Origin of the sequence: Mycolicibacterium chubuense, from assembly GCF_001044255.1 — a bacterium.
Classification (GTDB): Bacteria; Actinomycetota; Actinomycetes; order Mycobacteriales; family Mycobacteriaceae; genus Mycobacterium; species Mycobacterium chubuense.
In genome coordinates this window covers 126,972-139,583 of sequence record NZ_JYNX01000035.1, presented here as the reverse complement: position 1 = coordinate 139,583, position 12,612 = coordinate 126,972, and the positions used below count along the sequence as shown (strand labels likewise).

Sequence of the window (12,612 nt, the reverse complement as noted above, 5' to 3'; positions counted from 1 at the left end):
ACGGTGGCCACCTTCAGACCGCGGACGGTGGTCTGACCTCGCCGCCCTCACCCGCCAGCGCGAACCGGCCGTCCTCGGTCTGTTCCACCAGACCGTCGACCAGCAGTGAGTCCAGGCAGCGGTCGCGCTGAGCGGTGTCGGTGGTCCACGCCACGTCGAGTTCGGCGCGGCTGACCGGGGATGTGCTGCCGCGCAACACATCCAGCAACCGGCCCCGCACCTGCCGGTCGGTGCCGGCGTACTTCTGGACCTTGCGCGCCGGTCCGGTGCCCGCGGGGAAGCCCAGCGAACGCCACGTGCAGTGGCTCAGCGGGCACACGCCGCACTTGGGGGAGCGCGCCGTGCACACGGTCGCGCCCAGTTCCATCAGCGCCACCGAGAACGTCGGCGCGGTGTCGTCGTCGGGCAGCAGCGCGGCGACGTCGTCGAGGTCGCGCGTCGAGGCCGCGGCGGCGTCGTCGCGGCCGTGCACCGCGCGCGCCACCACCCGGCGCACGTTGGTGTCAACTACCGGCACCCGCTGCCGGTAGGCGAAGCAGGCCACCGCCCGGGCCGTGTAGGTGCCGATGCCGGGCAGCGACAGCAGCGTGTCGACGTCCTCGGGCACGACGTCGCCGTGCTCGGTGGCGATCACTGTCGCGCACTCGTGCAGCCGCTTGGCCCGGCGCGGGTACCCGAGCTTGCCCCACGCCCGCAGCACGTCGGCCGCGCCGGCCGCCGCGGTCGCCGACGGCGTCGGCCAGCGGGCCACCCAGTCCAGCCAGATGGGCTCCACCCGCGCGACCGGTGTCTGCTGCAGCATGAACTCGCTGACCAGGATCTGCCACGCCGAGACGCCAGGCCGGCGCCACGGCAGATCCCGCTGCGCGGTGGCATACCAGTCCAGCAGCTCACCGGTGTCGATCATCGGTGCCGGCTCGGGCAGAATGTCCGCCATGCCGAACACGAATCCGTTGACCGCGTGGAAAGCACTCAAGGAGGGTAACGAGCGCTTCGTCGCGGGCAAGCCCGAGCATCCCAGCCAGAGCATCGAGCGTCGTGCCAGCCTGACCGCTGCCCAGAAGCCGACGGCGGTCGTCTTCGGCTGTGGTGACAGCCGGGTCGCGGCCGAGATCATCTTCGACCAGGGCCTCGGCGACATGTTCGTGGTGCGCACCGCCGGACACGTCATCGACAGCGCGGTGCTCGGGTCGATCGAATACGCGGTCGCCGTGCTCAACGTGCCACTCATCGTGGTGCTCGGGCACGACAGCTGCGGTGCGGTCGGGGCGACCCTGGCCGCGCTCGATGACGGCGCGGTACCCAGCGGCTACATCCGCGACATCGTCGAGCGGGTGACGCCGTCCATCCTGGTCGGCCGCCGCGAGGGCCTCACCCGGGTCGACGAATTCGAGGCGCGGCACGTCACCGAGACCGGCAAGCAGCTGCTCAGTCGCTCGACCACGATCGCCGACGCCGTGCGCGAGGGCCGGCTCGCGATCGCCGGGCTGACCTACCACCTGGCCGACGGCCAGGTGGTGCTGCGCGACCACATAGGCGACATCGGCGAGAACTGAAAGGCGACACGCCGGGCAACGTCGGACATGGTGTGCTGACCTGCCCTTACCGTGATCTCGTGCTGGATCTAGAACCGCATGGCCCGCTGCCCCAACAGATCTATTGGCGACGCAGGGCCCTCGCGCTCGGCGTGGCCGTGCTCGTCATCGGCGTCATCGCCGCGGTGGTCGCGGTCGTCGTCATGAACAGCACCAGCAACGAGCAGCCCACCGCCAACGAGTCGCAGCAGACGCAGGCGGCCGCGCCGCCGACGCCGCTTCCCGGCGGAAATCCCGAGGTCAAGACCCCGATCCAGGCGCCGGCGCAGCAAGCCCCGCCGCCGACCGCCACTCCGACGGCCGCCGTGGTGCCCGCGCCGATCCTCAAGGAGGGCGACGACTGCCCCGACTCGACGCTGGCGGTCAAGGGCATCACCAACGAGCCGCAGTACGTCGTCGGCGACCAGCCGAAGTTCACGATGGTCGTCACCAATATCGGCCTGGTCGCCTGCCAGCGCGACGTGGGCGCCGCGGTGCTCGCGGCCTACGTCTACTCGCTGGACAACCAGCGACTGTGGTCGAACCTGGACTGCGCGCCGTCCAACGAGACGCTGATCAAGACCTTCCAGCCGGGTGAGCAGGTGACCACCGAGGTCACGTGGACCGGGATGGGTTCGGCGCCGAACTGCCCGCTGCCGCGTCAGCCGATCGGGCCGGGCACCTACAACCTGGTGGTCCAGCTGGGCAACCTGCGCTCGGCGACGGTGCCGTTCATCCTCGCGCAGCCGCAGCAGTTGCCGCCGGGTGCGCCGGGAGCGGTTCCGGCACCGGCGCCCGCGCCCGCACCGGCCGGCTGAGTCAGGCCAGCCGGTCGGCGATCGTCGACTCGGCCAGCTGCGACAGACCCTCGCGGATGTGGCGCGCCCACATCGAGCCGATGCCCTCCACCGACTGCAGGTCGCTGGCGCTCGCGGCGAGCAGACCCTGCAACGAGCCGAAGTTGCGCACCAGCAGGTCGACGTGCGCGAACTGCAACCGCGGGATGCCCGCCATCGCCCGGTAGCCGCGGGAGCTCATCGCCGAGTCCTGCGCCTCGGCCGTCGACGGGTAACCGAAAACCCTTGCCAGCGTGGTGAAGTCGAGAAGTTCGCTGTCGGAGAGCCCGTCGAGCTCCTCCAGGGTGGCGGTGACCTGGGCGGCCGTCGGCGGGTCCGGGTTGGCGTGGTAGTCGCGCACGATCAGCTCGCGGTCGGTGTCGTTGTCGCCCACCAGCTCGTCGAGCTGCAGTTTGAGCTGCCTGCCGTCGGTGCCGAGCTCGACGACGTCGGAGTCGATCTCCAGGCTGATCCGCCGCACCATCTCCAGGCGCTGCACCACGGTCATGACGTCCCGCAGCGTCACGAAGTCCTCGATCTCGGCCATCGACAACTGCCGGCTCACCTCGTCGAGGCGGGTCTTGTAGCGCTCCAGCGTGTCGATGGTCTGGTTGGCCCGGGACAGGATCGTCGCCGATTCCGGCACGACGTGCCGCTCGCCGGCCACGTACACCGTCACGATGCTCATCGAGTGGCTGACGGAGATCACCGGGTAGCCGGTCTGGATCGCGGTGCGCTCGGCCGAGCGGTGCCGGGTGCCGGACTCCTCGGTCGGGATCGACGGGTCGGGCACCAGTTGGACGTTGGCCCGCAGGATGCGGCTGCCGTCGCTGGAGAGCACCACGGCGCCGTCCATCTTCGACAGCTCGCGCAGCCGGGTCGGGGCGTAGCGCACGTCGAGGGAGAAGCCGCCGTCGCAGATCGCCTCGACACTGTCGTCGTAGCCGATGACGATCAACGCACCGGTGCGACCCCGCAGGATGCGTTCCAGGCCGTCACGGAGCGGGGTGCCGGGCGCGAGCCGGGCGATCGTCTCCCGCAGTGTCGGCCGTGCCAGTTGCACGACCGTGCGTGAGGCCCGTCCCGTCGACTTCACGGCCATCTGTTCCCCTCGGATCCGCCTCAGTTCGCGTCATTCTGGCTGATCCGCCGCAGGACCTGCAATGCCGAGGTGATGTCGTCGGCCGGGATGGCGCGCAGCCCGGCCGGGGGAGAGGCCACCCCGGCAGGCACCACGGCGCAGGTGAACCCCAGCCGCGCGGCCTCGGACAGCCGGCGGTCCATGCCCGTCACCCGGCGGAGGTCACCGGCGAGGCCGACCTCCCCGATCGCGATCGCATTGGTCGGCATCGGCAGGTCGGTGAACGCCGACGCGATGGCCAGCGCCACCGCGAGATCAGACGACGAGTCGGTCAGACGCATCCCGCCGACGGTGGACAGATAGATGTCGTTGGCGCCGACGGGCAGCCGGGCCCGCTTCTCCAGCACGGCGGTGATCATCGCCGCCCGCGAGGAGTCGATGCCGCTGACCGCCCGGCGCGGACTACCGCTCGCGGGTGAGCCGATCAGTGCCTGCACCTCGCCGATCATCGGCCGCTTGCCGTCCAGCGTCACCGTGACCGACGTGCCCGGCACCGCCTTGGGGCGCTGGTCGAGGAACAGCCCCGAGGGATCGGACACACACTCGATCCCGTTGTCGTGCAACAGGAAACAGCCGACCTCGTCGGCGGCCCCGAACCGGTTCTTGACGCCGCGCACCATCCGCAGCGACGACGCCCGATCGCCCTCGAAGTGCAGCACGACGTCGACGAGATGCTCGAGGGAACGCGGCCCGGCGATCGCGCCGTCCTTGGTGACGTGGCCGACGAGCAGCATCGCCACGCCGGTGGTCTTGGCGGTCATCGTCAGCGCCGTCGTGACCGCGCGCACCTGGGTGACGCCGCCGGTCACCCCGTCGGCCTCGGTGGTCGACATGGTCTGCACCGAGTCGACGACGACCAGCGACGGTGCGACCGCCTCGATATGGCCCAAGGCCGTCTGCAGATCCGATTCCGCGGCGAGATAGACCTCGTCGTGCGCGCAGCCGGTGCGTTCGGCGCGGAGCCGGATCTGGCCGGCCGACTCCTCGCCCGACAGGTACAGCGCGCGCCGGCCGGTCTGAGCCCAGCGGTGGGCGACCTCGAGCAGCAGCGTGGACTTGCCGACCCCCGGATCGCCGGCCAGCAGCGTCACCGAGCCGGGCACCAGACCCCCGCCCAGCACGCGGTCGAGTTCGCTGACCCCGGTGTGGAAGTGCCGTGTGCTGCCCGGGTCAATGGAGCTGATCGGCACCGCGGGGGACGTGGGGGCCACGACACGCCGGGTGGCCGAACCGCCCACCGCGGTCAGCGCGACTTCGTCGACCGTGCCCCAGGTGCCGCACTCAGAGCAGCGGCCCACCCATTTGGGCGTGATGTGGTGGCATTCCGAACACCGGTATTGCGAACGTGTTTTCGAAGTCCGGGCCACGGGGTGACGGTATCCGGCGGGACCGACAGATCGGGCGCGGCGCGCCCGATGCGGGGGCTAGTGCCCGCCGGAGTGGCCTTCGGCCGGAGCGCCGTCGTCGGTGACCTCGCGCCGCGGCGACTCGCCCGCCGAGATCGGGACCGCCACGGTGGTCTCGCCGGACTTCTCGAAGGTGAACGTGAAGTCGTAGGTCAGCCCGTTGGTGACCGGCTTGCTCAGCGCGACCTTGGCCTCGGCGGCGTCGGCGGGCTCGATGCTCTCCAGCGCCGCCGTCTGACCGTCGGGGGTGCCCACCACCAACACACCGTTGGCCGGCAGCGCTCCGTCGCCGGTCAGCGTCACCGAGCCGACGTCGGACGTGATCCGGACCAGCTTGTCGTTGACATCGGCCGAGGTGTTGGCGGCGGTGAAGATCAGCTCGACGTCGCGGCCCGGCTGGACGTAGTCCGCGGTCTGCTGGGCGCGCAGGTGCACGTTGCGCAACGCGATCGGGCCGGCTTTGCCGCTGGTGCCGTTGATCGCCGGCTCCTGCGTCGCGGTCTGGGAGACCTGACCCGCGCCGCAGCCGCTCAGGACCATGGACAGGCCCACCGCGGCGGTCGCCACGGCGGCGGTGATGACAGAAGTGCGCCGTTCTAAGGGGTTCACTGGGTGCCTCCTGCTCGGCCGACAACGCGACGTGACATGCCGGTCTTCCTGGTTCGACTATGCAGAGTAGTAGGTCGGGATTGCGTGCGGTAGCGCAGGGCGCGACAGGTGCGCGCCTTGCACGGATTCGCCGGTGTGTCAACCCCTGGTGTTCGCCGACTGTGCCCCTGACCTGCATTGTTGGCGCACCCCTGTCGGCGGCGCGTGTTAAACTCGTCATGTGAAAGGGGCTCGAAACTGATGATTTTCAAGGTCGGAGACACCGTTGTCTATCCACACCACGGTGCTGCGTTGATCGAGGCGATCGAAACCCGGACCATCAAAGGCGAGCAGAAGGAATATCTCGTCTTGAAGGTCGCCCAGGGTGATCTCACCGTTCGGGTGCCCGCGGACAACGCCGAATACGTGGGTGTGCGCGATGTCGTCGGACAGGAGGGCCTCGACAAGGTCTTCCAGGTGCTCCGTGCCCCGCATACCGAGGAGCCGACCAACTGGTCGCGCCGGTACAAGGCCAATCTGGAGAAGCTCGCCTCCGGTGATGTGAACAAGGTGGCCGAGGTCGTGCGTGACCTGTGGCGCCGCGACCAGGAGCGTGGTCTGTCCGCCGGCGAGAAGCGCATGCTGGCCAAGGCCCGTCAGATCCTGGTGGGTGAACTCGCGCTGGCCGAGAACACCGACGACGAGAAGGCTGCGACCATTCTCGACGAGGCTCTCGCCGCCGCGTCCTGAAGGACGTGATTCCCCGCGTCGGTCTGGGTACCGACGTCCACCCCCTCGAAGCCGGACGTCCGTGCTGGCTGCTGGGTCTGCTGTTCGACGACGCCGACGGTTGTGCCGGTCACTCCGACGGAGACGTCGCCGCCCATGCCCTCTGCGATGCTCTGCTGTCCGCAGCGGGCATGGGCGACATCGGCGAAGTCTTCGGCACCGACCGCCCGCAGTGGCGGGGGGTGTCCGGTGCCGACATGCTGCGCCACGTGCGCTCCCTGCTCGACGGCGCCGGCCTGCGGGTCGGCAACGCCGCCGTGCAGGTCATCGGCAACCGGCCCAAGGTCGGTCCGCGCCGTGCGGAGGCCCAACGGGTGCTCTCCGCGTTGCTGGGGGCCCCCGTTTCGGTGTCCGCCACCACCACCGACGGCCTCGGTCTGACCGGCCGTGGGGAGGGGCTGGCGGCGATCGCGACGGCCCTGGTTTTCGGCGATGAGCGCTTGCGCGAAGAGCAGACAAACCGCGATGAGGGTTTCGCCTGATCGGGCCGGTAAGCTGGCCCGTCGTGACCGAACGCCCCGCAGCTGTCATGCGGCTCTATGACACCTTGTCTGGCGGTGTGCGCGATTTCGCGCCACTGCGGCCCGGCCACGTCTCGATCTACCTGTGTGGCGCCACGGTGCAGGGCCTGCCGCACATCGGGCACGTCCGCAGTGGTGTCGCGTTCGACGTGCTGCGCCGCTGGCTGACCGCCAAGGGCTTCGACGTCGCGTTCATCCGCAACGTCACCGACATCGACGACAAGATCCTCACCAAGGCCGCCGACGCGGGCCGGCCGTGGTGGGAATGGGCGTCGACCTACGAGCGGGCGTTCTCGGCCGCGTACGACGCGCTGGGGGTGCTTCCCCCGTCGGCGGAGCCGCGTGCCACCGGGCACATCACCCAGATGGTGGAGCTCATCGAGCGGCTCATCGGTCGCGGCCACGCCTACACCGGGGCGGGCGACGTGTATTTCGACGTCGCGACGCTGCCGGAGTACGGCAAGCTGTCCGGTCACCGGATCGACGACGTGCACCAGGGTGAGGGCGTCGCGACGGGCAAGCGTGACCAGCGGGACTTCACCCTGTGGAAGGGCGCCAAACCCGGCGAGCCGTCGTGGCCGACGCCGTGGGGCCGCGGCCGCCCCGGCTGGCACACCGAGTGCGTCGCGATGGCCCACGAGTACCTCGGCGCCGAATTCGACATCCACGCCGGCGGCATGGACCTGGTGTTCCCGCACCACGAGAACGAGATCGCCCAGGCCGAGGCCGCCGGCGACGGCTTCGCCCGGTTCTGGCTGCACAACGGCTGGGTCACCATGGGCGGCGAGAAGATGAGCAAGTCGCTGGGCAACGTCCTGGCGATTCCCGCTGTGCTGCAACGAGTCCGGGCCGCCGAGCTGCGCTACTACCTGGGCAGTGCGCACTACCGGTCGATGCTCGAGTTCTCCGAGACGGCACTGGCCGACGCCGCGAAGGCCTACACGGGTATCGAGGACTTCCTGCACCGGGTGCGCACCCGGGTCGGCGCGGTGGTGCCGGGTGAGTGGACCCCGAAGTTCGGTGCCGCACTCGACGACGACCTGTCGGTGCCGATCGCGCTGGCCGAGGTGCACGCCGCGCGCGCCGAGGGCAACCGGGCCCTCGATGCGGGCGACCACGAGTCGGCACTCACGCACGCGATGTCGATCCGCGCGATGATGGGCATCCTCGGGGCGGATCCGCTCGACGAACGCTGGGAGTCCCGCGACGAGACGTCGGCGGCGCTGGCCGCGGTCGACGTGCTGGTGCAGGCCGAGGTACGACGGCGCGAAGACGCGAGGGCGCGGCGCGACTGGGCCGAGGCCGACGCGATCCGCGACCGGCTCAAGGAGGCGGGCATCGAGGTGACCGACACCTCCGACGGTCCCCAGTGGTCACTGTTGGACGGGACGGACAAGTAATGGCGGGCAACTCCCAACGGCGCGGCGCGGTCCGCAAGGCCGGCACGAAGAAGGGCCCGACGGTCGGCTCCGGTGGTGTGCGCCGCCGCGGGCTGGAAGGCAAGGGTGCGACTCCGCCTGCGCATCAGCGGCCCCACCACCCGGCGGCCAAGCGCGCCGCGAAGGCCGCCCGCCAGCAGCAGGGCCGGCACCGCAAGACCGACGACACCGAGATCGTGCTCGGCCGCAATCCGGTGGTGGAGTGCCTGCGCGCGGGCGTGCCCGCCACGGCGCTCTACGTCGCCCTGGGCGCCGACTCCGACGAACGCCTGACCGAGGCGGTGCAGACCGCGGCCGACAAGGGGATCGCGATCCTCGAGGTGCCGCGCCACGACCTCGACCGGATCGCCGCCAACGGCATGCACCAGGGCCTGGCGCTGCAGGTGCCGCCCTACAGCTACGCCCACCCCGACGATCTGCTGGCCGCGGCGAAGAAGGACGCGGCGCCGCCGCTTCTGGTCGCCCTGGACAACATCTCCGACCCGCGCAACCTGGGCGCGATCGTGCGCTCGGTCGCGGCGTTCGGCGGTCACGGCGTGCTGATCCCGCAGCGCCGGTCCGCGTCGGTGACCGCGGTGGCGTGGCGCACCAGCGCGGGTGCGGCGGCCCGCACCCCGGTGGCACGGGCGACCAACCTCAACCGCGCGCTCAAGCAGTACGCCGATGCCGGCGTGCAGATCGTCGGCCTCGATGCCGGCGGAGACACAGCGATCGACGAGATCGACGGCAGCGGCCCGATCATGGTGGTGGTCGGATCGGAGGGCAAGGGATTGTCCCGGCTGGTGCGGGAGAACTGCGACGCCATCGTGTCGATCCCGATGGCCGGGCCCACCGAATCGCTCAACGCATCGGTGGCCGCGGGCGTCGTGCTCGCCGAGATCGCGCGCCAGCGCCGCGGTTAGACCCCGAACAGCTGCAAGCCCGCCCACAGCGCCAGCACCGACGCGATCAGCACGGGCGGTGTGGTGGCCAGTCCGATGCGGCTGAACTCCGCGAAGCTGGGGTTCATGTCCCGGCGGACCACGCTGCGCCACAGCAGGTTCGCCAGTGACCCGACGTAGGTCAGGTTGGGGCCGACGTTGACGCCGATCAGCACCGCCAGCACGGCCGCGGGACCGACCGGGGTGACCAGCGGCAGCAGCACCAGCACCGCGGGCAGGTTGTTGACGACGTTGGAGAGCACCGCGGCGACGGCCGCGATGCCGAGCAGCGCGAGCAGACCCTGCCCGTCGGGCAGCACTCTCTGCATCGCCGTCTCCAGCCCGTTGCGCATCACCGCGGCGACCACCACGCCCAGACACAGCACGAACGCCAGGAACGGCAGATCCAGCGCGGCGGTGATCTTCGCGACCGAGCTGCGCCGCGTCACGAGCCCCCGTGCACCGAGGACCACGGCGCCCGCCAGCGCGGCCCAGGCCGGCGACAGCCCGAGCAACGAGGTGACCGCGAAGCCGGCCAGCGTCAGGCCGACGACCACCAGCGCGAACAGCGGTACATCGACGGGCTCGCGGGGTGCCTCCTGCGGAGCCACCCGCAGGTCCTTGGCGAACAGCAGTCGCAGCAGCACGAACTCGACGGCGATCGCGGCCAGCCACGGCAACGTCATCAGCGCGGCGAAGTGCAGGAACGTCAGCCCCGCCGCGCCGAACGCCAGCAGGTTGGTCAGGTTGGACACCGGCAGCAGCAGGGACGCGCTGTTGGACAGGTGCGCGGTCGCATACGCGTGCGGCCGGGCAGGCACGGCGAGTGTGCGCGCGGTGGCCAGCACCACCGGAGTCAGCAGCACGACCGTGGCGTCCAGGCTGAGGATCGCGGTGACGGCGGCGGAGATCCCGAACACCGACACCAGCAGCCGGGTCTGTCCGCCCGAGGTGGCTCGGGCCATCAGCACGCCTGCCGCGTGGAACAGGCCCTCGTCGTCGCACAGCCGGGCGAGCACCAGCACCGCCGCCAGGAAACCGACCACAGGTGCCAGCCGGGACACTTCGGCCAAGGCGTCGTGCCAGTCGATCGCGCCGGCCACGATCACCAGCGCGGCGGCGGGCACCGCGACGACGGCCTCGGGCCAGCCGTGCGGGCGCAGCAGGGCGAACCCGAGGACCGCGACGAGCGCGGCCACCGACAGGATCAGTTCCATGGATCGGCGCGCTGCCAGAGGGTCGGCAGGTGCAGATCGACGCCGTCCTCGGCCGCCAGCCGGCTGAGCACCCGCATCGAGGCGTCGAGGTCGTCGGCGGCGAACGGCAACGCGCGCAGCGGCTGGTCGAGGGGGCGGAAGAAGTCGTCCCAGTGGATGAGCACCACCCGGCGCGCCCCGACCGTGCGCACGGTCTCGGTCCAGTACTCGACGAGGTAGCTCTCCGGCTGCAGCCCGAGTTGCCCGACGCCGAGGTAGGCCACGTCCGCGGTGCGGCCGCGCAGCGCGCCGCGCACATAGCCGGCGCTGCCGACGATCAGCAGCGTGCGGCCGCTGGGCCGGTGGGTGACCAACGTGGACCAGGCCTCGCCGCAGCGGTACACCGACGCCCGCGCCGGTGGCCGCACCGGCGCGGTGATCTGTCCGGGGAAGCGATCGGGCGGGCAGTGGTGCCCTTCGATCAGCGTGATGTCGTACGCCCCGGCCGTGATCGGTTCGCCCGGCGTGACGACGTCGACGCGGTCCAGGTCGGCGCCACGTCCGACCTGCGCGGCCGACGCACCGCCGATGAGTCGCGCCCCGGTGCGGCCGGCGACGACGGCCGAGTCCATCGCGTGGTCGAAGTGGGTGTGCACCGGGGTGACCGCGTCGAGACGCTCGACGCCGAGCCGGTTCAGGGCGTGCTGGATTCGGGGCAGCGACGGGCGCAGCGGACGGGACGCGACGGTGAGCAGGCCCGGCCGGGAGAAGAACCCGTCGGTCATCACCGCGGAGTCGCCGTCGTCGATCAGCAGCGTCGTGACGCCGGCCCACGTCACCGTTACCGGGGTCGTCGCGGCCGCGGCGGGCACGTCGAACCGGCGGGCGTAGGCGGCGAGATCGGGACGGCCGAGCCTCAAACGCATGACGGCCACCCTAGGGTGTGCGCGCCGCCCGGACGCCACGCAGCCCTGCGACGGCCGCGCCGAGGCAGGCGGCGGCGACCGCGCCGGCGAACCACGGGAACACCGACGCCAGGTCCCACTGCGTGGCCGCCCAGCCCGCGACCAGCGTGGGCACCGCCATCGCGGTGTAGGCCAGCAGGTAGAACGCCGACATCGTCTCGCCGCGGCGGCCGGCGGGCACGACATCGGACAGGTGGCGCAGCGAGCCGCCGAAGCCGAGCCCGAACGTCGCGCCCAGTAGCGCAGCGGCCACGAACACCAGCTGCGGCTGGTGGGTGAGCAGCACCGGGATGGTCAGCAGCAGCGACACGGCCATTCCGACGTCGCCGATGATCGCGGAGTACTTGGCGGGCAGCCGGGTCGCGGCCAGCTGGGCCAGCGCTGCGGCGAACGCGGTGGTGCCGACGACGGCGCCGCCGAAGACGAGGTTGTCGATGTGGGTCTGCCGCGCGGCCAGCGACGGGTACAGCGACAGCAGCACGCCGAGCACCGACCAGGACGCCATCGCGCCGAGCGCGGAGAACCAGAAGTCTGACCGGATCTCTTGCGGCACAGCGGGTTTGGCGATGCGGATCGGACCCTCGGCGCGTGCGGTGTGCGGCTCGCGCAGGGCGAGCACCCCGATCCCGACGATCAGGCAGATCACGGCGACCACCGCGTACGGCGTGCGCAGCGGGTGTGGTGCGTACTGGGCGAGCAGCGCGGAGCCCAGGATGGCGACGGTCATCCCGACGTTGAAGCTGACGCCGGAGAGCTGACCCGAGCGCACGCCGTGGTCGGGGCGCAGGTCCAGCAGGGCCGCCGCGCCGGCGACGACGATCGAGCCGACGGCCGCGCCGTGGATGGTGCGGGCGAGCAGTAGCAGCGCCATGTTGTCGGCGATGAGGAAGACCCCCAGCCCGACCAGCAGCGCGATCAGGGCGCCGACGAGCACCGGTTTGCGGCCCACCACGTCGGAGATCCGGCCCGACACCAGCACCGCGGCGAGCGCGGCGACGGCGTAGACGGCGAACACGATCGTGGTGGCCAGCGGCGAGAGGTGCCAGTCCGACTCGTAGATGCCGTACAGCGGCGCGGGCAGCCCCGATACCCCGAGCGCGACGCCGCTCAGGACGAGCAGCAGCGGGTAGGCCCAACGCTGCGTCTCGCTGATCGGACGGTCGATCGCCACCATCGGGTGCCCCACTTCCGGTCGATACGGTTTGACAGACATCGAACCCGATCGAGCGTACGCTGG

The 12,612-nt window shown here is 71.1% G+C and carries 13 protein-coding genes; 6 read left to right on the top strand and 7 right to left on the bottom strand.

What is annotated here, in order from left to right; genetic code table 11:
• Nucleotides 1–13: 13 nt before the first annotated feature.
• Nucleotides 14–937, bottom strand: coding sequence for an iron-sulfur binding domain-containing protein (locus MCHUDSM44219_RS12630; RefSeq protein ID WP_048418582.1), 924 nt, complete (start codon nt 935–937; stop codon nt 14–16).
• Here MCHUDSM44219_RS12630 and MCHUDSM44219_RS12625 point away from each other — a divergent pair.
• Together MCHUDSM44219_RS12625 and MCHUDSM44219_RS12620 are read left to right on the top strand one after the other, a co-directional pair.
• The gene (locus tag MCHUDSM44219_RS12625) at nt 936–1,556 is read left to right on the top strand and encodes a carbonic anhydrase (protein WP_048418581.1); all 621 of its coding nucleotides are present in this window, start codon (nt 936–938) and stop codon (nt 1,554–1,556) included. The two genes, MCHUDSM44219_RS12630 and MCHUDSM44219_RS12625, sit on opposite strands and share 2 nt — an antisense overlap.
• A 59-nt stretch (nt 1,557–1,615) precedes the next feature.
• Nucleotides 1,616–2,392 (top strand): hypothetical protein, encoded by a 777-nt coding sequence (locus tag MCHUDSM44219_RS12620; RefSeq protein ID WP_201778145.1) that lies wholly within the window; start codon nt 1,616–1,618, stop codon nt 2,390–2,392.
• Between the two features lies 1 nt (nt 2,393).
• Here the strand turns inward: MCHUDSM44219_RS12620 and disA are convergent, their stop codons facing one another.
• From disA to MCHUDSM44219_RS12605, 3 genes are read right to left on the bottom strand one after another with little or no spacing between them, the layout of a single operon-like run.
• Nucleotides 2,394–3,512, bottom strand: coding sequence for a DNA integrity scanning diadenylate cyclase DisA (disA, locus tag MCHUDSM44219_RS12615; RefSeq protein ID WP_048418580.1), 1,119 nt, complete (start codon nt 3,510–3,512; stop codon nt 2,394–2,396).
• Nucleotides 3,513–3,532: 20 nt separating this feature from the next.
• The gene (gene radA / locus MCHUDSM44219_RS12610; RefSeq protein ID WP_048418579.1) at nt 3,533–4,918 is read right to left on the bottom strand and encodes a DNA repair protein RadA; all 1,386 of its coding nucleotides are present in this window, start codon (nt 4,916–4,918) and stop codon (nt 3,533–3,535) included.
• Nucleotides 4,919–4,975: 57 nt separating this feature from the next.
• Complete coding sequence (locus MCHUDSM44219_RS12605) at nt 4,976–5,566, bottom strand: copper chaperone PCu(A)C domain-containing protein (RefSeq protein ID WP_053081237.1); 591 nt, start codon at nt 5,564–5,566, stop codon at nt 4,976–4,978.
• Between the two features lie 240 nt (nt 5,567–5,806).
• Here MCHUDSM44219_RS12605 and carD point away from each other — a divergent pair, with 240 nt between their 5' ends.
• Genes carD through rlmB form a run of 4 tightly spaced genes read left to right on the top strand, consistent with a single transcriptional unit; the run spans nt 5,807 to nt 9,196 of the window.
• Complete coding sequence (gene carD / locus MCHUDSM44219_RS12600) at nt 5,807–6,295, top strand: RNA polymerase-binding transcription factor CarD (protein ID WP_043412998.1); 489 nt, start codon at nt 5,807–5,809, stop codon at nt 6,293–6,295.
• Nucleotides 6,296–6,300: 5 nt separating this feature from the next.
• Entirely contained in the window at nt 6,301–6,816 is a 516-nt protein-coding gene (gene ispF, locus MCHUDSM44219_RS12595; protein WP_048418578.1) for a 2-C-methyl-D-erythritol 2,4-cyclodiphosphate synthase, read from the top strand.
• 47 nt (nt 6,817–6,863) lie between these two features.
• Nucleotides 6,864–8,255 carry a cysteine--tRNA ligase gene (gene cysS, locus MCHUDSM44219_RS12590; RefSeq protein WP_048418577.1) on the top strand — a complete coding sequence of 464 codons (1,392 nt, stop codon included), beginning with the start codon at nt 6,864–6,866 and terminating at the stop codon, nt 8,253–8,255.
• On the top strand, nt 8,255–9,196 hold the full coding sequence (rlmB, locus tag MCHUDSM44219_RS12585) for a 23S rRNA (guanosine(2251)-2'-O)-methyltransferase RlmB (protein WP_048418576.1): 942 nt from the start codon (nt 8,255–8,257) through the stop codon (nt 9,194–9,196). The genes cysS and rlmB overlap by 1 nt, the downstream gene beginning before the upstream one ends.
• On the opposite strand, the gene MCHUDSM44219_RS12580 is transcribed toward rlmB, so the two are convergent.
• The 3 genes from MCHUDSM44219_RS12580 to MCHUDSM44219_RS12570 are packed head-to-tail and all read right to left on the bottom strand — an operon-like array spanning nt 9,193 to nt 12,549.
• Entirely contained in the window at nt 9,193–10,431 is a 1,239-nt protein-coding gene (locus MCHUDSM44219_RS12580; protein ID WP_048418575.1) for an SLC13 family permease, read from the bottom strand. The genes rlmB and MCHUDSM44219_RS12580 overlap by 4 nt on opposite strands.
• The gene (locus tag MCHUDSM44219_RS12575) at nt 10,422–11,336 is read right to left on the bottom strand and encodes an MBL fold metallo-hydrolase (RefSeq protein WP_048418691.1); all 915 of its coding nucleotides are present in this window, start codon (nt 11,334–11,336) and stop codon (nt 10,422–10,424) included. Before MCHUDSM44219_RS12575 ends, MCHUDSM44219_RS12580 begins: the two co-directional genes overlap by 10 nt.
• A gap of 10 nt (nt 11,337–11,346) precedes the next feature.
• Nucleotides 11,347–12,549: an MFS transporter gene (locus MCHUDSM44219_RS12570; protein WP_048418574.1), complete on the bottom strand. Its 1,203-nt coding sequence runs from the start codon at nt 12,547–12,549 to the stop codon at nt 11,347–11,349.
• Between the last annotated feature and the right edge of the window lie 63 nt (nt 12,550–12,612).

Excerpts from the sequence above, each read along its gene's own strand:
- MCHUDSM44219_RS12625 (WP_048418581.1), top strand. The coding sequence starts at position 936 with ATGCCGAACACGAATCCGTTGACCGCGTGGAAAGCACTCAAGGAGGGT.
- MCHUDSM44219_RS12630 (WP_048418582.1), bottom strand. The coding sequence starts at position 937 with ATGGCGGACATTCTGCCCGAGCCGGCACCGATGATCGACACCGGTGAG.
- disA (WP_048418580.1), bottom strand. The coding sequence starts at position 3,512 with ATGGCCGTGAAGTCGACGGGACGGGCCTCACGCACGGTCGTGCAACTG.
- carD (WP_043412998.1), top strand. The coding sequence starts at position 5,807 with ATGATTTTCAAGGTCGGAGACACCGTTGTCTATCCACACCACGGTGCT.
- cysS (WP_048418577.1), top strand. The coding sequence starts at position 6,864 with ATGCGGCTCTATGACACCTTGTCTGGCGGTGTGCGCGATTTCGCGCCA.
- rlmB (WP_048418576.1), top strand. The coding sequence starts at position 8,255 with ATGGCGGGCAACTCCCAACGGCGCGGCGCGGTCCGCAAGGCCGGCACG.
- MCHUDSM44219_RS12580 (WP_048418575.1), bottom strand. The coding sequence starts at position 10,431 with ATGGAACTGATCCTGTCGGTGGCCGCGCTCGTCGCGGTCCTCGGGTTC.
- MCHUDSM44219_RS12575 (WP_048418691.1), bottom strand. The coding sequence starts at position 11,336 with ATGCGTTTGAGGCTCGGCCGTCCCGATCTCGCCGCCTACGCCCGCCGG.
- MCHUDSM44219_RS12570 (WP_048418574.1), bottom strand. The coding sequence starts at position 12,549 with ATGGTGGCGATCGACCGTCCGATCAGCGAGACGCAGCGTTGGGCCTAC.